This window comes from Variovorax sp. 05N34, assembly GCF_056397405.1.
Genome location: NZ_JBFTNI010000004.1, coordinates 529015 through 551874, shown reverse-complemented (window position 1 = coordinate 551874; position 22860 = coordinate 529015). Strand labels below are relative to the sequence as shown.

Sequence of the window (22860 nt, the reverse complement as noted above, 5' to 3'; positions counted from 1 at the left end):
CTACAGCGCACGACACCGCGGCGCATTCACCAGAAGCACTAGCCGAAAGGACGCTCCGTCCAGCCTGTGCTCAAGGCTGACCATACGCTGTAGGGGTCAGGCGCAGCCGCTAATCCCCTTATGCCGTCGCGGTCGCAGCGCGGCGCTGCGCGGGCGCGCTCACGTAGAGCCAGATTCCGAAGACGATCATCGGGACGCAAAGCCACTGCCCCATGCTCATGTTGAGCGCCAGCAAACCGAGGAAGTCATCGGGTTCGCGGAAGTATTCGGCGATGAAGCGCATGAGCCCGTATCCGACCAGGAACACTGCCGAGACGCGGCGTTCGCGGCGCTCCTTGCGGGCGTAGAGCCAAAGCAACGCGAAGAGCAGCAAGCCTTCGAGCAGGAACTGGTAGACCTGCGACGGATGGCGCGGAAGCATCGAGCCGCTCTGGGGAAAGACCATGCCCCACGGAAGATCGGGGCTCGAAAAACGCCCCCAGAGTTCGCCGTTGATGAAGTTGCCGACCCGGCCGGCCGCGAGCCCGGTCGGCACGCAAGGCGCAACGAAATCCATGACCTGCCAGAACGGTCGCGCCCGCGAGTGCGAGAACCACACCATCGAGGCAATCACGCCCAGCAGCCCGCCATGAAAGCTCATGCCACCCTGCCAGACGAAGAAAATCTCCAGCGGATGGGTGAGATAGAAACCAGGCTTGTAGAAAAAGCAGTAGCCCAGGCGACCCCCGACGATTACGCCCATTACACCGAGGAAGAGGATGTCTTCGAGGTCCTTGCGCGACCACGCGCCCGGTCCGGTGATGGAACGGTAAGGCTCGTGCCGCAGCCGGCGCGTGCCCAGGAAGTAGAACAGCGCGAAAGCGGCCAGGTAGGTCAGCCCATACCAGTGAATCGCGATCGGCCCCAGCTGGAGCGCGATCGGATTGATCTGCGGATACATCAACATGGACGCGATTCTCGCCTCAATGCGGTGCCACGCCTTGGGCGCGGATGAAGTCGACGAAGCGCGCCAGCGCGGGGTTGTCTGCGTCGGCCGGCCAGACCAGGCTGGTTTCGCAACTCGGAAGCGGCGCGGCGCTTCGGCGACGGCCCGAAGGCTCGAATTCGCTCGCGGTCCGGTACACCACTCCGGTGCGCCGAAACTGCATGACGCTCCGCGGCACCCAGGCGACTCCCAGGCCGCCCCAGACGAGGTTGACGATCGTCTGCATCTGAATGGCTTCCTGAGCGATCTGCGGTGTGCGGCCAGTGGCGTGATAGAGCGCAAAGATCGCATCGTGCAGCGACGGCACGATTCGGCGCGGAAAGATCACCACGGGCTCGGCGAGCGCCGCCTGCAGAGGCAGTTTGTCGACCTTGGCCAGCGGATGTCCGGCCGGCAGCGCCAGCACCAAAGGCTCTTCCGAGATCGTCAGCCGCTCCAGGCCAGGCGGCGCAAAACCGGGCGAATGCAGCATCAGCCCGGCATCGATCTCTCCGCGGGAAAAGCCTTCCAGTTGCACGTCGCCCGTCGCCTCGACCAGTTCGAGGGCGACCTGCGGGCACCGCACCCGAAACTCCTTCACCCACAGCGGCAGCCGCTCGAATCCGATGGTCGATACAAAGGCCAATCGCACCCGTCCGACTTCCCCCGCCGCGGCCGCCCGGGCGCGCCCGGGCAACGCCTGCGCGCGGGCCAGCAAGTCCCGCACGTCGGGCAGCAACGCCTCGCCGGCCGGCGTGAGCGCCACGCGGCGCCGCGTCCGATCGAAAAGCACCACGCCCAGCGACTTCTCGAGCAGCGCGATCGCCTGCGTGACGGGCGGCTGGGTCATGTGCAGGCGCACGGCGGCGCGGCCAAAGTGCAGTTCCTCCGCGACGGCGAGGAACTGCCGCCAGACTCGCAGGTCGATCGACGCATCATTCATATGCACAGCATATCAATCGGACACAAAAAATGGATTGGAACCAATCAATTAATCGTCCGATACTTGACCTCCCCGATTCCGAGCACGAGAGACACGATGGACACCAAACCGATCCAGATCAACCGCCGCAGCGCCAACATCGTCGAAGGCAAGAGCCGCGCGCCCAACCGGTCGATGTTCTACGCCATGGGCTACGAAGAAGGCGATTTCAAGAAGCCGATGGTCGGTGTTGCCAACGGCCACAGCACCATCACGCCGTGCAACTCGGGCCTGCAGAAGCTGGCCGACGCGGCCATCGCCGGCATCGAGGAAGCGGGCGGCAACGCGCAGGTGTTCGGCACGCCCACCATCTCCGACGGCATGGCCATGGGCACCGAAGGCATGAAGTACTCGCTGGTGAGCCGCGAAGTCATCTCGGACTGCATCGAAACGTGCGTGGGCGGCCAGTGGATGGACGGCGTGCTCGTGGTCGGCGGCTGCGACAAGAACATGCCCGGCGGCATGATGGGCATGCTGCGCGCCAACGTGCCGGCGATCTATGTCTACGGCGGCACGATCCTGCCGGGCCGCTACAAGGGCCAGGACCTGAACATCGTCAGCGTGTTCGAGGCGGTCGGCCAGAACGCGGCCGGCAACATGAGCGACGAGGACCTCAAGCAAATCGAGATGCGCGCCATTCCCGGCACCGGCTCGTGCGGCGGCATGTACACCGCCAACACCATGTCGAGCGCGTTCGAGGCGCTGGGCATGTCGCTGCCGTATTCGTCGACCATGGCCAATCCGCACGACGAAAAGGAGAACTCGGCCAAGGAATCGGCCAAGGTGCTCATCGAAGCCATCAAGAAGGACATCAAGCCGCGCGACATCGTGACCAAGAAGGCCATCGAGAACGCCGTTGCAGTCATCATGGCAACGGGCGGTTCGACGAATGCGGTGCTGCACTTCCTCGCCATCGCGCACGCTGCGGATGTGAAATGGTCCATCGACGATTTCGAGCGCATGCGCAAGAAGGTCCCAGTGATCTGCGACCTCAAGCCCAGTGGCAAGTACCTCGCCGTCGACCTGCATCAGGCCGGCGGCATCCCGCAGGTGATGAAGGTTCTCCTGAACGCCGGCCTGCTGCACGGCGACTGCATCACCATCACCGGCCAGACCATTGCCGAAGTGCTGAAGGACGTGCCCGACCAGCCACGCGCCGACCAGGACGTGATTCGCCCCATCGACAATCCAATGTATGCCGAAGGGCACCTGGCGATTTTGAAGGGCAACCTTTCGCCCGAAGGCGCAGTCGCAAAGATCACTGGCCTGAAGAACCCCGTCATCACCGGGCCTGCAAGAGTGTTCGATGACGAACAGTCAGCCCTGCAAGCCATTCTCGACGGCAAGATCAAGGCCGGCGACGTCATGGTCCTCCGCTACCTGGGCCCCAAGGGTGGCCCCGGCATGCCCGAGATGCTCGCCCCCACCGGCGCCTTGATCGGCGCCGGCCTTGGTGAAAGCGTGGGCCTGATCACTGACGGCCGTTTCTCCGGCGGCACCTGGGGCATGGTCGTAGGCCACGTAGCCCCCGAAGCAGCCGCGGGCGGCACCATCGCCTTCGTCAAAGAGGGCGATTCGATCACCATCGACGCGCACCAACTCAAGCTCGACCTCAACGTCCCCGAGTCCGAAATCGCCAAGCGCCGCGAAGGCTGGAAAGCGCCCGCCCCCCGCTACACCCGCGGCGTCCAAGCCAAGTTCGCCTTCAACGCCTCCAGCGCCAGCTCCGGCGCCGTCCTCGACAAGTTCTAAAAAGGGAAAAAGGAAGCCCCGTCGGCCCAAAACCGCCCCGCCACCCTGCCCTTCCAGAAACACCGCGGAACCGGCTTCGCCGGGCCGCTGGTGTTGCCCCCGGTCAGGGGGTGGAGAGCGACACGAAGTGCGCGAGCCTGGGGGCGAGCTATTTCTTTTTCAACATGCCGAGCCGACTGCGCTGCCGATCGATGCGCTCCTGCTTGCGCGCGTTTTCCTTTTCGATCACCTTGCGCTTGGTATAGCCGGAGGCATCAGCCCAAGCCCACCACGCGACCGCAAGCGCGAAAGGGATCAACACGATCCACCAACTCAGGGCCGCCACAAAGCCGACCTCGAGCCATTTGAGCGCCACACCCAGCACGCCCAGCATCAGGAACCACATCGCGAACTCCTCCGTCGTTGTCATGGCGCGGGGGTGAAGAGCGTCTTCGCTCTCCCTACAATCGCGCTGGATCGACTTTAACGCACCGATGCGATTGGACCCCATGAAAAAAGCGCTCGTCGTCACCGTGCTCAGCCTTGGCTGTGCGGCCCCCGCCCTGGCGGACCTGGCTCTGGCCACATCGAAGAACTGCATGAGTTGCCATGCCGTCGATCGCAAGGTGCTGGGCCCTTCGTTCCAGGACATCGCGGTCAAGTACAAGGACAACAAGGACGCCGTCGACCTGCTCGCGAGCAAGATCATCAAGGGCGGCTCGGGCGTCTGGGGCCCGGTGCCCATGCCCGCGAACAATCAGGTCAGCGAAGCGGATGCGAAGAAGCTGGCCGCCTGGATCCTGACGACCAAGTAAGCACCCTTCAGCCGTTAGAACTCAGACGGCTGGCGGCATGCCGGCTGCGGAAGCTCCGCTTCGGCGATCGAAGCGATCTTCCAGCTGGCCGATGTGAGCCGCCAGCGTGTTGTCCGTCTGGTCGGATCGCGTCTTGATTGCCGTTTCGAGCTGCTCGACCCGCGCGAGCAAGGCGGCGTGCCGTTCGGCATTGCGTGTCATGTGCGCGTTTTCTTGCGCCTCGAGGAAATTGCGCAGCTCGGTGAAGCGCGATGCCTCCGCCTTGTCCGCGAGGTCGCGCTGCATCTGCATTTCCTTGGTATGCCGCCGCGTCTCGATCAGGATCGAGCTTTGCAGGTAGACCACATACACCACGAAGAAAACGCCCAACAGCGCCGTCAGCCCCAGCATGATCAGCCCGAAAGGCGCCGTGACCTGCATGAAGCCGATGGACATCGTCGTCGGGGAGACGACGATGCCCCAGTTGAATGCAGCCAGCGCTGCGATCAGCAGCACGACTACCAGCAATACACCTGTTCTGACTCCCATGACCTACTCCCGTTGTGATTGGAGAGGTCGTTTGTACCGCATGCGCGGCGGAGTCAATAGGCTTGCCCCAACTGCTCGAGGATGGCGGGGTTTTCCAACGTCGATGTGTCCTGCGTGATCGCCTCGCCTTTCGCAATGCTGCGCAGCAGGCGCCGCATGATCTTGCCGCTGCGCGTCTTCGGAAGGTTCTCGCCGAAGCGGATGTCCTTGGGCTTGGCAATCGGGCCGATTTCTTTTGCCACCCAGTTGCGCAAGTCCGCCGCGATCTGCTTGGCTTCTTCAGGGCTGGGACGGCCGCGCTTGAGCACGACGAAGGCGCACACCGCCTCGCCCGTCAGGTCGTCGGGCCGGCCAACCACGGCGGCCTCGGCCACCAGATCTGTCTTGGCGACCAAAGCCGATTCGATCTCCATCGTGCCAAGCCGATGGCCGGACACGTTGAGCACGTCGTCGATGCGCCCGGTGATCCGGAAATAGGCGCGGTCGGTGCTGCGCACGGCGCCGTCGCCGGCCAGGTAGATGGTGCCGCCCATCTCTTCGGGAAAGTAGCTTTTCTTGAAGCGCTCGGGGTCATTCCAGATCGTGCGGATCATCGATGGCCAGGGGCGCTTGATGACCAGCATGCCGCCGCCGCCGTTCGGGATGTCCTTGCCGGTCTCGTCGACGATCGCCGCCATGATGCCTGGCAACGGCAACGTGCACGAACCCGGCACCAGTGGCGTCGCCCCTGGCAGCGGCGTGATGACGTGGCCGCCTGTCTCTGTCTGCCAAAAGGTGTCGATGACCGGGCATTGCTCCCCGCCGACATTGCGGTAGTACCACATCCAGGCTTCCGGATTGATGGGTTCGCCCACCGTACCAAGAATGCGCAATGACGAAAGATCCCAATTCTTCGGGTGCACCTTTTCGTCGCTCTCGGCTGCCTTGATGAGCGACCGGATCGCCGTGGGCGCCGTGTAGAAGATCGACACCTTGTGCTTCTCGATCATCTGCCAGAACCGGCCCGCGTGCGGAAAGGTCGGGATGCCTTCGAACACCACCTGTGTTGCGCCCGCGGCGAGCGGCCCGTAGGCGACATAGGTGTGCCCGGTGATCCATCCGATGTCGGCGGTGCACCAGAAGACGTCCTCGGGACGGATGTCGAAGGTCCAGTCCATCGTGAGCTTGGCCCACAGCAGATAGCCACCCGTCGCGTGCTGCACGCCCTTGGGCTTGCCCGTCGAACCCGAGGTGTAGAGGATGAACAGGGGATGCTCGGCACCGACCGGAACCGGCGGACATTCGGTGCTCTGACCCTTGAGCGCCTCGTCGAAAGTCTTGTCGCGCCCGGCCACCATGTTGCAGGGGCTCGCGGTGCGCTGGAAGACCAGCACGGTCTTGATCGACTCGCAGCCGCCCAACGCAATGCCGTCGTCAACGATGGCCTTCAGCGGAAGTTCCTTGCCGCCGCGCAATTGGAAGTTGGCTGTGATCACTGCCACCGCGCCGGCATCGATGATGCGCTCCTGGAGCGCCTTGGCCGAGAAGCCGCCGAAGACGACGCTGTGCGTGGCGCCGATGCGGGCGCAGGCCTGCATGGCGATCACACCCTCGATGGTCATCGGCATGTAGATGATGACGCGGTCGCCCTTCGTGATGCCCTGCGCCTTCAGCGCATTGGCAAACTGCGACACACGCGCCAGCAGCTCCTTGTAGGTGATCTTGGTGACCGCGCCGTCGTCGGCTTCGAACACGATGGCGGTCTTGTTCTCGACGGGCGTGCCAATGTGCTTGTCGAGGCAGTTGGCCGACGCGTTGAGTTCGCCGTCTTCGAACCACTTGTAGAAAGGCGCGTTCGACTCGTCCAGCGTACGCGTGAAGGGCTTGGTCCAAACCACGTTGGCCTTCGCCTGCCGAGCCCAAAAGCCATCGAAGTCGTCGGCGGCTTCTTTGCACAGTGCGTCATAGGCGGCCATGCTGCCGATGCGCGCGCCTTTGCTGGCGCGGGCGTCAGGCGGAAACACCCTGTTTTCTACCAGGACGGATTCGATCGTGGAAGCGCTGCTCATCTCTTTGTCTCCTTTACCGACTTACCGACTGCTGTTGCGACCTGCTCCGGTCATCAAGTTTCGAATGTCTGCCCGCGCACTTACGGATGACTGACGGCAGATGCCACAGGCCGGCGGAGGAATCGCCGCCAGGACGGCTGCATCGCCCCCTAGAATCGCGCGTTTTGCAGTCGTTAACGAAGCCAACCGAACGCAACCGATGTCAAACACCGACCAGTTCCCCCCGGCCGCAGGCAGGACCTCGCCGCTTCGCCCGCTGCCAAACATCATCTTTGCGAGCCGGTGGCTCCAGCTTCCGCTCTACCTGGGGCTGATAGTCGCACAGGCGGTGTATGTGGTGCATTTCCTGGTCGAGTTGTCGCACCTCGTGCAGGCCGCCTTCGGCAGCACAGACGCGCTCGAGGCACTGATCAACAGCATCGGCTACAAGACCAGCGCGCCCGTCACATCGCTCAACGAGACGGTCATCATGCTGGTCGTGCTGGCGTTGATCGACGTCGTGATGATCTCGAACCTCCTGATCATGGTCATCGTCGGGGGCTACGAGACCTTCGTGAGCCGCATGAACCTCGAAGGCCATCGCGACCAGCCGGAATGGCTGAGCCACGTCAATGCGTCGGTGCTGAAGGTCAAGCTGGCGACGGCGATCATCGGCATCAGCTCGATCCATCTGCTGAAGACCTTCATCAACGCGGACAACTACACCGACCGCGTGCTGATAGCCCAGACCGCGATTCATATCACCTTCCTGCTTTCAGCCATGGCTATCGCCGTGACCGACCGGCTGATGATGCGGCCGCCATCGGGCGACGACCACTGACGGCGCCGCTCCGGCGAAGCTGAACAGCAGGACAGCAGAACACTGGCCGTCACCTTCCGGTCATCTGCTCAGGCACCACCCACTGGTCGAACTGTTCCGCCGTCAAGTGCCCCGAGGCAATCGCCGCTTCGCGCAGGCTGGAGCCTTCCTTGTGCGCCTTCTTCGCGATGAAGGCGGCCTTGTCGTAGCCGATGTGGGTGTTGAGCGCGGTCACGAGCATCAATGAGCGTTGAACCAATTCGGTGATGCGCTCGCGGTTCGGCTCGATGCCGACGGCGCAATGATCGTTGAAGCTCACCATGCCGTCGGCCAACAGCCGAACGCTCTGCAGGAAATTGTGCGCCACCATCGGGCGGAAAACGTTCAGTTCAAAGTTGCCTGACGCGCCGCCGATGTTGATTGCGACGTCATTGCCGAACACCTGTGCGGCAAGCATTGTGACAGCTTCACTCTGCGTGGGGTTGACCTTGCCCGGCATGATGGACGAGCCGGGTTCGTTTTCAGGGATGCTCAGCTCGCCGATGCCGCTGCGAGGGCCGCTCGCGAGCCAGCGAACATCGTTGGCGATCTTGTTCATGCTGGCGGCAAGGGTCTTCAGCGCGCCATGCGCATGCACCAGCGCATCGACGGACGCCATGGCCTCGAACTTGTTCGGAGCCGTCACAAAGGGCAGCCCGGTGAGCCTTGCCAGCTCGGCTGCGACCTGCTCGGCGTAGCCTTTGGGCGCGTTGAGGCCGGTGCCGACCGCCGTTCCGCCAAGCGCAAGTTCGCACAGGTGCGGCAGCGCGGCGCGAACATGCGCGGCGCCATGGGCAAGCTGCGCGGCGTAGCCCGAAAACTCCTGGCCCAGCGTGAGCGGGGTCGCGTCCTGCAAATGAGTGCGGCCGATCTTCACGATCTCCGCAAAATCCCTGGATTTCTTGTCGAGCGTCGCGCGCAGCTTCGCGATGGCCGGCAACAGCTTGTGCGTGATCGCCTCTACCGCCGCCACATGCATGGCGGTCGGAAACACATCGTTGGACGATTGGCTCCGGTTCACATCGTCGTTAGGGTGCACCATCCGCCCTTCGCCTCGTTCGCCGCCGAGCAGTTCGCTCGCGCGATTTGCCAGTACCTCGTTCACGTTCATGTTGGTCTGGGTGCCGGAGCCGGTTTGCCAGACCACGAGCGGAAATTCGCCGGCGTGCTTGCCTTCGATGACTTCATCGGCCGCGGCCACGATGGCTTGGGTCTTCTTCTCGTCCTGCAGTCCGAGCGCATGGTTCACCACGGCCGAAGAGCGCTTGACTTGAGCAAGGGCCCGGATGATTTCGCGCGGCTGCTGCTCCCCGGAAATGTCGAAGTTCTGCAGCGAACGCTGGGTCTGCGCCCCCCACAGCTTGCCGGCTGGCACCTCGATCGGGCCAAAGGTGTCGCGTTCGACGCGTGTCTGGGGGGGTGAGGTCATTCGGGGCTCCATGTTCGAAAGGATGGCGAAGCCCCCGGCGGGACTTCGGAGTGATTCGTCAAGTATGGCCGCAGCGCAAATGACTCGCACCGTGCGGGCAATTGGCGGCAAGCGCGGCAGCGCTTATTCGATGCGGTTATAGTCTTAACCCTTCAATCGATCGACGAGTCATGTCGATCGTCCCCTCCACTACTCGCGGATCATTTTCGAATCCCGTCGCGGTGGAGGTTCGGCTCCGGGCCTCGGCCCGAGCCACGGCCGGCCTGTTCCGGCCCCACTGCCAAGCCAAGCTCACTCAGGTTCGCGACGACTCCAGCGCAGTCGCCGACTGATCCTATTGACCGACGGCGCGGCTGCGGGTCGCCCTCGCGAGGGCGCTCTTTTCAAACTCAACAAAGGAGCCCGGGCGTATGGCCAAAGGAATTCTCATCGATCATGTGTTCAAGGTATTCGGCGACCAGCCGGAACAGGCACTGGACCTGGTCAAGCAAGGACTTTCCAAAGAAGAAATCCTGGCTCGCACAGGGCAGTCGATCGGCGTCTTCGACGCGACCTTCGATATTCATGCGGGCGAGATCTTCGTCATCATGGGCCTGTCGGGCTCAGGCAAGTCCACGCTGGTGCGATTGCTCAATCGCCTGATCGAACCGACGTCCGGGCGCATCGTCATCAACGGTGCCGACATCAACGGCCACTCGGACGCGAAACTGCGCGACCTCCGGCGCAAGGACATCAGCATGGTGTTCCAGTCGTTCGCACTGATGCCGCACATGACAGTGCGCGAGAACACCGCCTTCGGGCTGGAACTCGCGGGCGCCAGCAAGAAGGAACGGCTGGAGCAAGCCGAACAGGCGCTGGCGCAAGTCGGCCTGGCCGGCTGGGGCGACAGCTATCCGGACGAGTTGTCGGGGGGCATGCAACAGCGTGTCGGACTGGCGCGCGCACTCGCTTCAGACCCCTCGATCCTCTTGATGGACGAGGCTTTTTCGGCGCTCGATCCGATCATCCGCACGGAGATGCAGTCTGAATTGCTGCGTCTCCAACAGGTGCGACGCCGGACCATTGTCTTCATCTCGCACGATCTCGACGAAGCCATGCGCATCGGCGACCGCATCGCGATCATGAAAGACGGGCGCGTGATCCAGGTGGGCACGCCCGATGAAATCCTTCGCAGCCCTGCCGACGACTTCGTCCGCAGTTTCGTGCGCGGGGTCGATGCGGCGGCTGTGTTCAAGGCGGCGGATATCGCGCGCAAATCGCTCACCGTGGTCTCGGAACATACCGACCGCGGGGCGCGCGCAGCGCTCAAGTTGCTCGAAGAACAGGACCGCGACTTCGCCTACGTGGTGTCACCCGGCAAGAAATACCTCGGAACGGTATCGGCCGACGCGCTGCGCTCTGCCCTGGAGGGCCACTCAGGCCCCCTCGGCTTGCATCACGCATTCCTGCCCGCGCTGGCGCCGATCGCCGCGGATGCGCATGTCGCCGGCCTTTTCGGCCAAGTGGCGCAAGCGCCCTGCGCCGTGCCCGTCGTGGCTGGCGACGGCCGTTTCTGCGGCGCCATCAGCAAGACCACCTTGCTGAAATTCCTCGATCGCGATACGCCGCCGGTGGAGCCGGTGCCGGCCACACCGCTTGCGGCCATCGCTGAAGCCCTCTGATTGCGAAGGATCTCGCCATGAACGACACAGCACTTCCGACTGAACTTGCTCCGCTGAACGATGCCATGACGTCGCTACCACCGGAAACTCCGACCGATCCTTGGGCCGCGTTGTCGATTGCGCCCGACCCTTCATCTTCAAGCGCGTGGCTCGATGCTCCAGCAGATTCGGTCCACACACTGGCGGCTTCGGCGGACTCCGCCGCGAGCGGCTTTCAATTGCATCAACTCTGGGACGGCTCTTTGCCAATCGAATCGTGGATCAATCAAGGATTGGGCTGGGTCGTCCAGAACTTCCGACCGTTTTTCCAGAGCGTGCGGTTGCCCATCGACGGCACGTTGACGTGGATGCAGGGTCTTCTCAACGGAATGCCCGCGCTTGCGATGATCGTGTTGATCGGCCTCTTGGCCTGGCAGTTTGCGGGCCGCGCACTCGCGGTCGGAACCATGCTGTCGCTGCTCGCGGTGGCGATGCTCGGCATCTGGCCGGAAGCCATGGTGACGCTGTCCCTGGTGCTGACCTCGCTGCTGTTCTGCCTGCTCATTGGCCTGCCGCTGGGCGTGCTGCTGGCGAACAGTGATCGCGCGGAGCGGGTCATGCGGCCGGTGCTCGATGCCATGCAGACCACGCCCGCCTTCGTCTATCTGGTACCGGTTGTGATGCTTTTCGGCATTGGCAATGTGCCCGGCGTGATCGTGACCATCATCTTCGCGCTGGCGCCACTGGTGCGCCTGACCACCCTGGGCATCCGGCAGGTGCGGCCCGACCTGATCGAAGCGGCGCGCGCCTATGGCGCTTCGCCCTGGCAGATGCTCGTGAAAGTGCAATTGCCGCTGGCCATGCCATCGATCATGGCGGGCATCAACCAGGCGCTGATGCTGTCGCTCTCGATGGTCGTGATCGCTTCGATGATCGCTGTGGGCGGACTCGGCCAGATGGTGCTGCGCGGCATCGGCCGGCTCGACATGGGTCTGGCAACGGTGGGCGGCTTGGGCATCGTGCTGCTGGCGATTTCGCTGGACCGCCTCACCCAGGCGATGGGCCGGTCGCGCCGGAGCAGCGCACGCCACTGGTGGCAGGCAGGCCCGGTCGGCTCCGCGCTGCGCCTGTTGCAAAGAACCATGGCCGGGCCGCGCACCGCCGACTCAGCGGCGCCGGAACTCTCGACCCAAGGATTCAAGGCATGAAGAGAACACACCTTACGCATTCGTTCAAGCGCCCTTTCGCGCTCGCCTTGTGGGCCACCGGCATGCTGGTCCTCGGTCTCGGTCTGGGCGTTCAAGCCCGTGCCGAAAACCTGCCGGGCAAAGGCATTACGGTGCAACCGCTCAAGAGTTCACTGGCAGAAGAGATGTTCCAGACACTTCTGGTGTCCAGGGCGCTCGAAAAATTGGGCTACACGGTGGCACCGGTCAAGGATCTCGAACCCGCCACCGAGCACCTGGCGATCGCCAATGGCGACGCCACCTTCATGGCGAGTCACTGRCACACCCTGCATGCCGACTTCTACAAGAACAGCGGCGGTGACGCCAAGCTCTTGCGCAAGGGTGTCTATGCAGACGGCGCGGTCCAGGGCTACTTGATCGACAAAAAGACTGCCGATCAATACAACATCACGAACATCGGGCAGCTGAAGGACCCCGAGATTGCAAAGCTGTTCGATACCGACGGCGATGGCAAGGCGGACCTGACCGGCTGCAACCCCGGATGGGGATGCGAGCTCGCGATCGAAAAGCACCTGTCGGCCTACCGGTTGCATGACGCCGTCACGCACAAGCAAGGAAGCTATGCCGCCCTGATGGCCGACACCATCGCCCGCTTCAAGGAGGGTCAGCCGGTCATCTACTACACCTGGACTCCTTATTGGGTGAGCGCGGTGCTGCGACCCGGGATCGACGTGGTGTGGCTCCAGGTGCCCGCATCGAACGCGCAAGGTGAGCCGAGCGAAACCCGCCTTCCGAACGGGAAGGACTATGGCTTTCCCGCCGACCAGCAACAAATCGTCGCCAACCGCCAGTTCGCCGAGGCGAACCCCGTTGCAGGCCGGCTGTTCGAAGTGATGAGCCTCCCGATCGCCGACATCAACGCCCAGAACTTGCGCATGAGCCAGGGCGCGAACACGCAGAGGGACATCGAGCGCCACGTCGACGGCTGGATCAGGGTTCACCAGCAGCAGTTCGACGGCTGGATCGAACAGGCGCTCGCTGGCGACACCTGAGCCGGGCATCCGTCCGCCGTTGGTGGGGCTGAGATAATCGGCGGGCGTCCCCAATTCCAAGAACCTTCCCACCATGACCACCACCATCCAGCAGGGCGACCTGATCGAATCGGTCGCCGCTGCGCTCCAGTACATCAGCTACTACCATCCCACCGACTACATCGCTCACCTCGCCAAGGCGTACGAGCGGGAGCAAAGCCCCGCCGCCAAGGATGCAATGGCGCAGATCCTGACCAACAGCAAGATGAGCGCCACCGGTCATCGCCCGATCTGCCAGGACACGGGCATCGTCAACGTGTTTCTCAAGGTTGGCATGGATGTGCGCTGGGGCGGCTTCACGGGAAGCCTCGAAGATGCCGTCAACGAAGGTGTGCGCCAGGGCTACAACCATCCGGACAACACGCTGCGCGCATCGGTCGTTGCCGACCCCCAGTTCGATCGCAAGAACACCAAGGACAACACGCCGGCTGTGATCTTCACCGAGATCGTTCCGGGCAACACCGTCGAAGTCACCGTCGCGGCCAAGGGCGGCGGCAGCGAAAACAAGAGCAAGCTGGCCATGCTAAACCCGGGCGACAGCGTCGTCGACTGGGTGCTGAAGACTGTGCCGACGATGGGCGCCGGCTGGTGTCCGCCAGGCATGCTGGGCATCGGCATTGGCGGCACCGCCGAGAAGGCCGCGCTGATGGCCAAGGAAAGCCTGATGGACGACCTCGACATGCACGAGTTGCAAGCCAAGAAGGCTTCCGGCGCCGAGCTCACGAAGGTCGAAGCGCTGCGCATCGAGCTCTACGAGAAAGTAAATGCGCTGGGCATCGGCGCACAAGGCCTCGGTGGGCTTTCGACCGTGCTCGACATCAAGATCAAGATGTACCCGACGCATGCCGCGAGCAAGCCGGTCGCGATGATTCCGAATTGCGCGGCGACGCGGCACGCGCACTTCGTGCTCGACGGCTCCGGGCCCGTTTACCTGGAAGCACCATCACTCGACCTCTGGCCGAAGATCGACTGGGCGCCCGACTACAACAAGAGCAAGCGTGTCGACCTCGACAAACTCACGCCGGCGGAAGTCGCCAGCTGGAAGCCCGGCGACACGCTGTTGCTCAACGGCAAGATGCTGACCGGCCGCGACGCCGCGCACAAGCGCATCGCCGACATGCTCGCCAAGGGCGAGAAGCTGCCGGTGGACTTCACCAACCGCGTGATCTACTACGTCGGACCGGTCGATCCGGTCAAGAACGAGGCCGTCGGCCCTGCCGGCCCGACAACGGCAACGCGCATGGACGGCTTCACAGAAATGATGCTGGCCCAGACCGGCCTGATCGCCATGATCGGCAAGGCCGAGCGAGGCCCGGTCGCCATCGAGGCCATCAAGAAGCACCAGAGCGCCTACCTCATGGCCGTTGGCGGTGCGGCGTACCTCGTGAGCAAGGCGATCAAGACCGCCAAGGTCGTCGGCTTTGCGGACCTCGGCATGGAAGCGATCTACGAGTTCGACGTCGTCGACATGCCGGTGACGGTGGCGGTCGATTCCGGCGGCACGAGTGCCCACATCACCGGCCCCGCCGAATGGCAGAAGCGAATCGCCAGCGGCGAATTCAAGACGATCACGCTGGAACCGGCTTGAGCGCGACGGCGGTCGACGTGGGCGATGGCGCCGATCGGCCGATCGGCGTTTTCGATAGCGGGATCGGAGGACTGAGCGTTCTCAATGCGCTCTGCGGCGAGTTGCCGCGCGAACGATTCGTCTATTTCGCCGACACCGCTCACGCACCTTACGGGGAGCGGGGCGATGCATTCGTCGGCGACCGCAGCCGCGTTGTCACACGCCACCTGCTCGAACGTCATCGAATCAAGGCGCTTGTCGTCGCTTGCAACACAGCGACGGCGGCTGCGATCCACCTGTTGCGCGCCGACCACCCAACGCTCCCGATCATTGGCGTCGAACCCGCTCTCAAACCGGCGGTCGCGCGCAGCAGCACGAGGCACATCGCCGTGATTGCGACACGCGTGACGCTCGAGAGTCGCAAGTTCGAGGCGCTGCGATCCTCTCTCGATGCACAAGCGACCTTCAGCATCGTCCCCTGCGATGGGCTTGCAGGTGCCATCGAACGCGGTGACGCCGCCCGAATCGCCGAACTGTGCCAAAAATATCTTGGCGATGTCGGCCGTTTCGGCGGAGAGCCAGGGGAAATCGACACGCTGGTTCTCGGCTGCACGCATTACCCCTTCATCGCTGGCGCCCTGCGGCGAGTGACAGGCGATTCGGTGAGCTTCATCGACACTGGTGCTCCGGTGGCGCAGCAGACACGCCGTTTGCTGGAACGGTCCGGTCAGCTTGCCGAAGATGGCGAAGGTGCCGTCAGACTGCTCAGCAGCGACGCACCGGAATCGCTCGAGGCCGCTGCCGCGCGCTGGCTTGCGCGACCGGGCGGCCGAGCAAGCCTTGCCCGCACCCAAGACGCAGCAACCGCCTGAGCCGCCCCAAGCATGCGCCGCGCGTTCGTCATTGCCTGGCTCCTCGGCTTCTTCAGCATCGCTGCGCATGCCGCTTGCGACACCGGCCTGGCCGAACGCATGCACGCCAAGCTGCATCCCAAGCGCATCCTTGACCATGAACGCGCTGTGTGCGAGCCCTGGAGGGGCTTTCCCGGCCGCTTTGTCGTCGTGCTGCCCATGCCGCGAACTGGTTCGGAGTCCGACGCCACGCAGTTCGACCTGGACGTTCTGGTCGTCCAGCAGGCGGACAACGGGAACACCGAACGCGCAAGGATCGTCAGCAGACTCCTCGACGAGGACGCTCTCACCGAAGACGCGGTACGTATTGCCGAGATCCGGGTCGATACGGCGCGCTACACACTGGCCCCGGATGCGCGCGCGTTCGGCTTGAGGATCCTGCGGCAGGGCTCTTCGCGAGCGAATCCATACGCGAGCGAAACGCTGTCGCTGTACCTGCCGCAAGGCGCAAAGCTCGCCAAGGTGCTCGATGGACTTGAGACAACGCTCGAGCGCGGCGAATGGGACACCAACTGCACGGGCGATTTCGAGACCGTCCGCGGTACGCTGTCGGTCATGCACACGGCGACGAACGGGAGCGCGGACCTGATGCTGCGTGAGGCGCGCTCGGAAAGCCAGTCGCTCCTCCAGGGCGAGGAATGTGTGTCGCAGCAACTCCCGACGAAATTCAAATCGACCCTGCTGCGCTTTGATGGCACCGTTTACCGCGCGTCGAAACGGGCTGCAGCGGGCTAGTCAGGCCCGCAAGGCCGCCTCGCGGCCGCGCCGCATATCGATCGGCAGCAGCATGACGAGGCCGGCGACGAACAAGACCGTGGTCGCGAGGATCGCAATTCGCTGGTTGCCGCCGGACATCCAGGTGATGACACCGTAGCTCAGCGGCCCCACGATGCTGGCGAGGCGGGTCGCGAAAGTCCACAAGCCAAAGAACTCCGCGAGTTGGCGCGGCGGGGCCAACACGCCAGTCATCGCACGGCCCGCCGATTGACTTGATCCCATCGCAAGTCCTGCGATGGTGGCCGCCAACCAGAACCCGCTTTTGGTCGTCACGGACGCAGCAATCAGACAGACAAGGATCCAAGCTACAAGCGTTCCCGCCAGCGAACGCTTGTGCCCCAGGCTGTCCTGCCAATAGCCAAAAATGAAGGCGCCGAGCGCCGCGGCAATGTTCAGCACAAAAATCAGCACCATGGTTTCGCTCGGCACGAAGCCAATCACTTGCTCGGCATAGATGGCGGCAAGCGTGATCGCCACGGCCACGCCCCCCTGGTAAGAAACAGTGCACGCAAGGAGCCACATGAAATCGCGGTACGCGCGAGCCTCGCGGAAGGTGCTCTGCAACTGCCGCCATGCGCTGGGCGCAGTCTCGTTCGCCCGAGGCATCGCTCGCTCCGGCAGCAGGACGAACGTGGCACAAGCGGCTACGCCATAGAGGGCGGCGGTGATCAGCATCGTGACCGGCACGAAGTGCGCAGCAGGCAAGCCCCTGGCTTGCGCCCACAGGACGTACGCCAGGCACAGCCCCAGCGCAAGCATGCCTCCCAGATAGCCGAAGGCCCAGCCCCAGCCACTCACCTTGCCCATGCCTTCGACAGTCGCGAGCTCTGGCAGGAATGCACCGGTAATGGATTCGCCGTACGAATAGAACGTGTTGGAGACGACGACCAGCGCCATGGCCACGAGAACCCCCTGCATTCCGACGACGCGTGGCGTAAAGGCAAGCGCAGCGGTGCCGATCACACACCCGACGGTGGACAGGATCAACACGCGCTTCTTGGCCGCTCGCATGTCGGCCCAGGCACCGATCGCCGGCATGGTCAACATTACGAGCGCGTACGAAATGCTCAGCGCCACCGACCACGCCAATGCGCCCCACGCCGCGCCCTGCGCGATGCCGCCGACGAAGTAGGCGGCGAACACGGCTGTGATGACGACGGTCGTATAGCCGGAGTTTGCGAAGTCGTACATGGCCCAGCCGAACACTTCGCGCTTGCGCACGCCGGGTCGGAGGGCGGACTGGGGAAATAGAGCCAAGCGACGTTCCTCTGCAAAGATCGTCGCCGAGCATAGCGGAGCGACCTTACCGCTCCGTGTCGCGAACGCTTGTTGGCTCGCTAGCGCGCTCTGGGCTAGTGCAGATGACGCGGACGACGACCACCGCCGTGTCCGCCGCTGCCGGCGCCACCGGTGCCGCCACGCGGCCGTTTTCCGATTTCGAGCGAATTGACCAGTGCGTCGAACCGATCGCCGAAGAGCTTGTCGATCTCCGCCACGACGCCGCCGAGTTCAGCACCATCGAAGTGACGCTCCATCAGGTTCACCACATCTTCCACGAGCAGGTCGCGCTGGACCTGCATGATCGCGGCAGGGTTGGGGCCGACGAACAGCATCAGGAAGTCATCACGCGACTCCTGGTCGGGGTCGCCTTCCTCTTCGTCGAAGTCGGTGTCGTAGAAGGTGACTTCGAGCGCGGCGCCCTGCTCAGCGAGCTCATTGAGAGCCATGCACATTTCGTCGAGCGCCTGACGGAAATCGTCGTCCCCGGCCACGGTCCAGCAGATCTGGAGCATGTGCTCTTTCTGTTCGAAGCGGATCCCGGGCTCTTCTTCATAGACGCTGGTCGCGCCGTCGGCGAGCGATCGTGCGCCGGCATATTTCCACAGCGGCTTCAGCGCTTCCTGGATCTGCTCGAAATTCGCATCCGAGCGCAGCGGCACATCGCCGTGTACATGGATTTCGAACGGAGCGTTATAGCGAGGCATGTCTTGCTCCCTTGTAGTGTGGTGGTGCCCGGAACCGGGGTCGAACCGGTACGCCCCTTATGCAGGAAGCGGCGGATTTTAAGTCCGATGTGTCTACCAATTTCACCATCCGGGCTTCCCGTCGAACGTCGACGATACCCCAAACGAAAACAGTCCCGACAACGTTGTTTGGCGGGACTGTGTTTTGGCATTGGAATCGGTGGAGGCGCGACCCGGAGTCGAACCGGGCTAGACGGATTTGCAATCCGTTGCATAACCGCTTTGCTATCGCGCCACTCTCGTTGCCGAGATTTTGAAGTCGTAAGAAATCAGCGAAAAAAAGGGAAGCCTGCGCTTCCCTTTTTCAAAACTGGAGCGGGAAAAGAGTCTCGAACTCTCGACCTCAACCTTGGCAAGGTTGCGCTCTACCAACTGAGCTATTCCCGCGTTTCGAGCCTCGAATTATAGAGCATATTTTTAGTCTCTCGCAACTCGAACGCATCGACGTGTCAGTGCTTGATCGAACCTTCCGCCGGTTGCGCAGCGCGCTGCTTGGCCAGCTCGGCGACTGCCGCCGCTGAGGCGGCAACCTCTTCGTCCGACAGCGGCGTTGGCGACTTCTCGAGAGCAATTTCCAGCACCTTGTCGATCCACTTCACAGGCACGATCTCGAGGCCGTTCTTCACGTTCTCGGGGATATCCTGCAGGTCCTTGGCGTTCTCTTCCGGGATCAGCACGGTCTTGATACCGCCACGCAAGGCAGCCAGCAACTTTTCCTTTAAGCCGCCGATGGCCGTGACTTCGCCGCGCAAAGTGATCTCGCCCGTCATGGCGACATCAGCACGCACCGGGATGCCTGTGAGCGCCGACACGAAAGCCGTCGTCATTGCAGCACCCGCGCTCGGGCCGTCCTTGGGGGTGGCGCCGTCCGGTACGTGGATGTGAATGTCACGCTTCTCGAACACTTCGTCCTTGATACCAAGTCGACGAGACCTGCTGCGGACCACAGTGCGTGCGGCTTCGACGGACTCCTTCATCACGTCACCGAGCGAACCCGTGCGACTGATCACACCCTTGCCGGGCATCGTGACGGCTTCGATCGTGAGCAAGTCGCCGCCGACTTCCGTCCACGCGAGCCCAACGACCTGCCCGACCTGGTTCTGCTTCTCTGCAAGGCCGAACGTGTATTTGCGCACGCCCAGGAAATCGTTGAGGTTCTCGCCGTTCACGACAACCTGCGGCACCATCTTCTTGAGCAGCAGTCCCTTGACCACCTTGCGGCAGATCTTGGAGAGTTCGCGTTCGAGCGAACGAACGCCCGCCTCGCGCGTGTAGTAGCGCACGATGTCACGCACCGCCTCTTCGGAGATGAGCAGTTCGTCATCCTTCACGCCGTTGTTCTTCATCTGCTTGGGCAGCAGATACTTCAGCGCGATGTGCGTCTTCTCGTCTTCGGTGTAGCCCGCGAGTCGAATCACTTCCATTCGGTCCAAGAGGGCCGGAGGGATGTTCATCGAGTTAGAGGTCGCGACGAACATCACGTCGCTCAGATCGAAATCGACCTCCACGTAGTGATCGCCGAACGTGTGGTTCTGCTCCGGGTCCAGCACTTCGAGCAGAGCGCTCGACGGATCGCCGCGGAAGTCGGTGCCCAGCTTGTCGATTTCGTCCAGCAGGAACAGTGGGTTGCGCGTGCCGACCTTGTTCAGGCTTTGCAGCACCTTGCCCGGCAGCGCGCCGATGTAGGTGCGGCGGTGGCCGCGAATCTCGGCCTCGTCTCGCATGCCGCCCAGCGCCATGCGCGTGTACTTGCGGCCGGTCGCCTTGGCAATCGACTGCCCGAGCGAGGTCTTGCCCACCCCGGGTGGCCCGACGAGGCACAGAATCGGCGCCTTGACCTTGTCCACGCGTTGCTGCACTGCAAGATATTCAAGAATGCGGTCCTTAACCTTTTCGAGCCCGTAGTGGTCCTCGTTGAGCACTTCTTCGGCATGCGCCAGGTCGTGCTTGATCTTTGTCTTCTTGCTCCACGGCAGGCCGATCAGCACATCGATGTAGTTGCGCACGACGGTCGCTTCGGCTGACATCGGCGACATGAGCTTGAGCTTCTTGAGCTCGCCTTCAGCCTTCTTGAGCGCTTCCTTCGGCATCTTGGCGAGCTTGATCTTCTTCTCGATCTCCTCGATGTCGGCACCCTCTTCGCCTTCGCCAAGTTCTTTCTGGATCGCCTTGACTTGTTCGTTCAGGTAGAAGTCGCGCTGGTTCTTTTCCATCTGGCGCTTGACACGCCCGCGAATCTTCTTATCGACGTTGAGGATGTCGACCTCGCGCTCCAACTGGCCAAACAGGTTTTCGAGCCGCGACTTGATGTCGTCGAGGTCGAGCACAGCCTGTTTGTTGTCGAGTTTCAGAGGCAGATGCGCGGCAATGGTGTCCGCAAGACGGCCCGGATCATCGATGCTCGAGATCGACGTGAGGATCTCCGGGGGGATCTTCTTGTTGAGCTTGACGTACTGGTCGAACTGCTGCATTACCGCGCGGCGCAGTGCTTCGACTTCGGTGCCCTTCTGCGGCGCAATATCGGCCAGTTCGACGGGTGTCACGTTTGCGGAAAAGTGCGTTTCGCTGTCGTCGATGCGGTTGACGCGTGCGCGCTGCTGGCCTTCGACCAGCACCTTGACGGTGCCGTCGGGCAGCTTCAGCATCTGCAGGATGGTCGAGATGCAACCGACCTCGAACATGTCTTCGACCGAAGGCTCATCCTTGGCGGCGGCCTTCTGGGCCACAAGCATGATGCGGCGTTCCGCTTCCATGGCGAGTTCGAGCGCCTTGATGCTCTTGGGACGTCCCACGAACAGCGGAATCACCATGTGGGGAAACACGACCACATCGCGCAACGGAAGCAGCGGCAAGTCGAGTTCGGTAGCAGGCAGGGGGGTATGACCGGACATGGAAATCCTTTAATTGATCATGGAAAGATGGTCGGCCGCGCGCGCTTTTCAAGCCCGCGGGCAGAGTATTCGCCGAAGACGCCGGACGCCTGTCTGAAAGCGGCCGGGTCCGAGGTCATCAAGCCTTCTTCGCGGCTTCGCGATAGACGAGCAGCGGCGGCTTGTTCTCGTCGATCGTCGATTCTTCGACCACCACCTTGTCGACATTGGTCGCATTCGGCAGCTCGAACATGGTGTCGATGAGCGACTGCTCCAGGATCGAACGCAAGCCTCGCGCGCCAGTCTTGCGCGCCAGCGCCTTGCGCGCGATCGCCTTGAGCGCCGCAGGGCGGATCTCGAGGTCGACGCCTTCCATCTGCAGCAGCTTAGTGAACTGCTTGACGACAGCGTTCTTGGGTTCGGTGAGGATCTGGACGAGCGCGTCCTCGCTGAGTTCAGCGAGCGACGCCACGACCGGCATGCGACCGACCAATTCGGGAATGAGGCCAAACTTGATCAGATCTTCGGGCTCGACCTCGCGGAATACCTCGGTGAGGCTGCGCTGCTTCTTGCTCTTGACCGACGCACCAAAGCCGATACCCGAGGCTTCGGTCCGGTTTTCAATCACCTTCTCGAGGCCGGCGAAAGCACCTCCGCAGATGAAGAGGATGTTGGTCGTGTCGATTTGCAGGAAATCCTGGTTGGGATGCTTGCGGCCGCCCTGCGGCGGCACGCTGGCCATGGTGCCTTCGATCAGCTTCAGCAGAGCCTGCTGCACGCCCTCGCCCGACACGTCGCGGGTGATCGAGGGGTTGTCGGACTTGCGCGAGATCTTGTCGATTTCGTCGATGTAGACGATGCCGCGCTGCGCGCGCTCCACCTCGTAGTTGCAGCTTTGAAGCAGCTTCTGGATGATGTTCTCGACGTCTTCGCCAACATAGCCGGCTTCGGTCAACGTGGTTGCATCGGCCATGACGAAAGGAACGTCGAGCATGCGCGCGAGCGTTTGCGCCAGCAGCGTCTTGCCCGAGCCGGTCGGTCCGATCAGCAGGATGTTGCTCTTGCTGAGTTCGACATCCTCGCCCTTGGATTTTTCCTTGTGGCGCAGACGCTTGTAGTGGTTGTAGACCGCAACCGACAGCATTCGCTTTGCCGGCTCCTGTCCGATCACGTAGTTGTCGAGGTTGGACTTGATTTCCAGCGGCGTGGGCAGGTCGCTGCGCGCTTCGCGCGATTCTTCGCCAGCTGGAAGCTCGTCACGGATGATCTCGTTGCAAAGATCGATGCATTCGTCGCAAATGAATACCGAAGGCCCCGCGATCAGCTTCTTGACCTCGTGCTGGCTCTTCCCGCAGAACGAGCAGTAGAGCGTTTTTTCGCTGGAGGAGCCTTTTTTCTCGGCCATGGACAAATGCCTCGTAACTGGGGTTTAACAATGATAGCGAAACAAAAACGGCG

19 protein-coding genes and 3 tRNA genes are annotated in these 22860 nt (G+C 62.8%); 9 read left to right on the top strand and 13 right to left on the bottom strand.

The genetic code is table 11. The features are described from left to right. Nucleotides 1-118: 118 nt before the first annotated feature. Together lgt and AC1DMA_RS14495 are read right to left on the bottom strand one after the other, a co-directional pair. A complete protein-coding gene (gene lgt / locus AC1DMA_RS14500) occupies nucleotides 119-946 on the bottom strand; it encodes a prolipoprotein diacylglyceryl transferase (RefSeq protein WP_478123482.1) in 828 nt (275 codons plus the stop codon). 16 nt (nucleotides 947-962) lie between these two features. Continuing rightward, nucleotides 963-1907: a LysR family transcriptional regulator gene (locus tag AC1DMA_RS14495; RefSeq protein WP_478144614.1), complete on the bottom strand. Its 945-nt coding sequence runs from the start codon at nucleotides 1905-1907 to the stop codon at nucleotides 963-965. 96 nt (nucleotides 1908-2003) lie between these two features. Here AC1DMA_RS14495 and ilvD point away from each other — a divergent pair, with 96 nt between their 5' ends. Further along, a complete protein-coding gene (gene ilvD / locus AC1DMA_RS14490) occupies nucleotides 2004-3698 on the top strand; it encodes a dihydroxy-acid dehydratase (RefSeq protein ID WP_478123484.1) in 1695 nt (564 codons plus the stop codon). Nucleotides 3699-3846: 148 nt separating this feature from the next. On the opposite strand, the gene AC1DMA_RS14485 is transcribed toward ilvD, so the two are convergent. Beyond that, complete coding sequence (locus AC1DMA_RS14485; protein WP_478123975.1) at nucleotides 3847-4083, bottom strand: TIGR04438 family Trp-rich protein; 237 nt, start codon at nucleotides 4081-4083, stop codon at nucleotides 3847-3849. A gap of 103 nt (nucleotides 4084-4186) precedes the next feature. Between AC1DMA_RS14485 and AC1DMA_RS14480 the strand changes: the two genes are divergently transcribed. Beyond that, nucleotides 4187-4492: a c-type cytochrome gene (locus AC1DMA_RS14480; protein WP_478123485.1), complete on the top strand. Its 306-nt coding sequence runs from the start codon at nucleotides 4187-4189 to the stop codon at nucleotides 4490-4492. 21 nt (nucleotides 4493-4513) lie between these two features. Here AC1DMA_RS14480 and AC1DMA_RS14475 read toward each other — a convergent pair whose 3' ends face one another. Then, entirely contained in the window at nucleotides 4514-5020 is a 507-nt protein-coding gene (locus tag AC1DMA_RS14475; RefSeq protein ID WP_478123486.1) for a LapA family protein, read from the bottom strand. 53 nt (nucleotides 5021-5073) lie between these two features. Next, nucleotides 5074-7068, bottom strand: a complete 1995-nt coding sequence (gene acs, locus AC1DMA_RS14470) for an acetate--CoA ligase (protein WP_478123487.1) — start codon at nucleotides 7066-7068, stop codon at nucleotides 5074-5076. A 199-nt stretch (nucleotides 7069-7267) separates the two neighbouring features. Here acs and AC1DMA_RS14465 point away from each other — a divergent pair, with 199 nt between their 5' ends. Further along, nucleotides 7268-7888 carry a YqhA family protein gene (locus tag AC1DMA_RS14465; protein WP_478123488.1) on the top strand — a complete coding sequence of 207 codons (621 nt, stop codon included), beginning with the start codon at nucleotides 7268-7270 and terminating at the stop codon, nucleotides 7886-7888. A 49-nt stretch (nucleotides 7889-7937) separates the two neighbouring features. On the opposite strand, the gene fumC is transcribed toward AC1DMA_RS14465, so the two are convergent. Further along, nucleotides 7938-9335, bottom strand: coding sequence for a class II fumarate hydratase (fumC, locus tag AC1DMA_RS14460; RefSeq protein ID WP_478123489.1), 1398 nt, complete (start codon nucleotides 9333-9335; stop codon nucleotides 7938-7940). A 410-nt stretch (nucleotides 9336-9745) separates the two neighbouring features. Between fumC and proV the strand changes: the two genes are divergently transcribed. The 6 genes from proV (at nucleotide 9746) to AC1DMA_RS14430 (ending at nucleotide 16466) form a co-directional block, all read left to right on the top strand. Then, nucleotides 9746-10996, top strand: coding sequence for a glycine betaine/L-proline ABC transporter ATP-binding protein ProV (gene proV / locus AC1DMA_RS14455; protein ID WP_478123490.1), 1251 nt, complete (start codon nucleotides 9746-9748; stop codon nucleotides 10994-10996). A gap of 17 nt (nucleotides 10997-11013) precedes the next feature. After that, the gene (gene proW / locus AC1DMA_RS14450; RefSeq protein WP_478123491.1) at nucleotides 11014-12183 is read left to right on the top strand and encodes a glycine betaine/L-proline ABC transporter permease ProW; all 1170 of its coding nucleotides are present in this window, start codon (nucleotides 11014-11016) and stop codon (nucleotides 12181-12183) included. Continuing rightward, on the top strand, nucleotides 12180-13214 hold the full coding sequence (proX, locus tag AC1DMA_RS14445; RefSeq protein WP_478144613.1) for a glycine betaine/L-proline ABC transporter substrate-binding protein ProX: 1035 nt from the start codon (nucleotides 12180-12182) through the stop codon (nucleotides 13212-13214). The genes proW and proX overlap by 4 nt, the downstream gene beginning before the upstream one ends. A 73-nt stretch (nucleotides 13215-13287) precedes the next feature. Next, nucleotides 13288-14841: a fumarate hydratase gene (locus tag AC1DMA_RS14440; protein WP_478144612.1), complete on the top strand. Its 1554-nt coding sequence runs from the start codon at nucleotides 13288-13290 to the stop codon at nucleotides 14839-14841. Then, nucleotides 14838-15692 carry a glutamate racemase gene (gene murI / locus AC1DMA_RS14435; protein WP_478123493.1) on the top strand — a complete coding sequence of 285 codons (855 nt, stop codon included), beginning with the start codon at nucleotides 14838-14840 and terminating at the stop codon, nucleotides 15690-15692. Before AC1DMA_RS14440 ends, murI begins: the two co-directional genes overlap by 4 nt. Before the next feature lie 12 nt (nucleotides 15693-15704). Beyond that, nucleotides 15705-16466, top strand: a complete 762-nt coding sequence (locus tag AC1DMA_RS14430; protein WP_478144611.1) for a PA3715 family protein — start codon at nucleotides 15705-15707, stop codon at nucleotides 16464-16466. Here AC1DMA_RS14430 and AC1DMA_RS14425 read toward each other — a convergent pair whose 3' ends face one another. The 7 genes from AC1DMA_RS14425 to clpX all read right to left on the bottom strand — a co-directional run bounded on the left by AC1DMA_RS14425 (nucleotide 16467) and on the right by clpX (nucleotide 22807). After that, the gene (locus AC1DMA_RS14425; protein ID WP_478123495.1) at nucleotides 16467-17765 is read right to left on the bottom strand and encodes an MFS transporter; all 1299 of its coding nucleotides are present in this window, start codon (nucleotides 17763-17765) and stop codon (nucleotides 16467-16469) included. A 95-nt stretch (nucleotides 17766-17860) separates the two neighbouring features. Beyond that, complete coding sequence (locus AC1DMA_RS14420; protein WP_478123496.1) at nucleotides 17861-18493, bottom strand: DUF6806 family protein; 633 nt, start codon at nucleotides 18491-18493, stop codon at nucleotides 17861-17863. Between the two features lie 22 nt (nucleotides 18494-18515). Then, a tRNA-Leu gene (locus AC1DMA_RS14415) sits at nucleotides 18516-18608 on the bottom strand. 85 nt (nucleotides 18609-18693) lie between these two features. Beyond that, nucleotides 18694-18767 (bottom strand) — tRNA-Cys (locus AC1DMA_RS14410). Nucleotides 18768-18843: 76 nt separating this feature from the next. Next, nucleotides 18844-18919: transfer RNA gene (locus tag AC1DMA_RS14405), tRNA-Gly, on the bottom strand. A 62-nt stretch (nucleotides 18920-18981) separates the two neighbouring features. Then, complete coding sequence (gene lon / locus AC1DMA_RS14400; protein ID WP_478123497.1) at nucleotides 18982-21423, bottom strand: endopeptidase La; 2442 nt, start codon at nucleotides 21421-21423, stop codon at nucleotides 18982-18984. Nucleotides 21424-21541: 118 nt separating this feature from the next. Beyond that, a complete protein-coding gene (gene clpX, locus AC1DMA_RS14395; RefSeq protein WP_478123498.1) occupies nucleotides 21542-22807 on the bottom strand; it encodes an ATP-dependent Clp protease ATP-binding subunit ClpX in 1266 nt (421 codons plus the stop codon). Nucleotides 22808-22860 lie beyond the last annotated feature (53 nt).

Excerpts from the sequence above, each read along its gene's own strand:
- lgt (WP_478123482.1), bottom strand. The coding sequence starts at position 946 with ATGTTGATGTATCCGCAGATCAATCCGATCGCGCTCCAGCTGGGGCCG.
- AC1DMA_RS14495 (WP_478144614.1), bottom strand. The coding sequence starts at position 1,907 with ATGAATGATGCGTCGATCGACCTGCGAGTCTGGCGGCAGTTCCTCGCC.
- ilvD (WP_478123484.1), top strand. The coding sequence starts at position 2,004 with ATGGACACCAAACCGATCCAGATCAACCGCCGCAGCGCCAACATCGTC.
- AC1DMA_RS14485 (WP_478123975.1), bottom strand. The coding sequence starts at position 4,083 with ATGTGGTTCCTGATGCTGGGCGTGCTGGGTGTGGCGCTCAAATGGCTC.
- AC1DMA_RS14480 (WP_478123485.1), top strand. The coding sequence starts at position 4,187 with ATGAAAAAAGCGCTCGTCGTCACCGTGCTCAGCCTTGGCTGTGCGGCC.
- AC1DMA_RS14475 (WP_478123486.1), bottom strand. The coding sequence starts at position 5,020 with ATGGGAGTCAGAACAGGTGTATTGCTGGTAGTCGTGCTGCTGATCGCA.
- acs (WP_478123487.1), bottom strand. The coding sequence starts at position 7,068 with ATGAGCAGCGCTTCCACGATCGAATCCGTCCTGGTAGAAAACAGGGTG.
- AC1DMA_RS14465 (WP_478123488.1), top strand. The coding sequence starts at position 7,268 with ATGTCAAACACCGACCAGTTCCCCCCGGCCGCAGGCAGGACCTCGCCG.
- fumC (WP_478123489.1), bottom strand. The coding sequence starts at position 9,335 with ATGACCTCACCCCCCCAGACACGCGTCGAACGCGACACCTTTGGCCCG.
- proV (WP_478123490.1), top strand. The coding sequence starts at position 9,746 with ATGGCCAAAGGAATTCTCATCGATCATGTGTTCAAGGTATTCGGCGAC.
- proW (WP_478123491.1), top strand. The coding sequence starts at position 11,014 with ATGAACGACACAGCACTTCCGACTGAACTTGCTCCGCTGAACGATGCC.
- AC1DMA_RS14440 (WP_478144612.1), top strand. The coding sequence starts at position 13,288 with ATGACCACCACCATCCAGCAGGGCGACCTGATCGAATCGGTCGCCGCT.
- AC1DMA_RS14430 (WP_478144611.1), top strand. The coding sequence starts at position 15,705 with ATGCGCCGCGCGTTCGTCATTGCCTGGCTCCTCGGCTTCTTCAGCATC.
- AC1DMA_RS14420 (WP_478123496.1), bottom strand. The coding sequence starts at position 18,493 with ATGCCTCGCTATAACGCTCCGTTCGAAATCCATGTACACGGCGATGTG.
- lon (WP_478123497.1), bottom strand. The coding sequence starts at position 21,423 with ATGTCCGGTCATACCCCCCTGCCTGCTACCGAACTCGACTTGCCGCTG.
- clpX (WP_478123498.1), bottom strand. The coding sequence starts at position 22,807 with ATGGCCGAGAAAAAAGGCTCCTCCAGCGAAAAAACGCTCTACTGCTCG.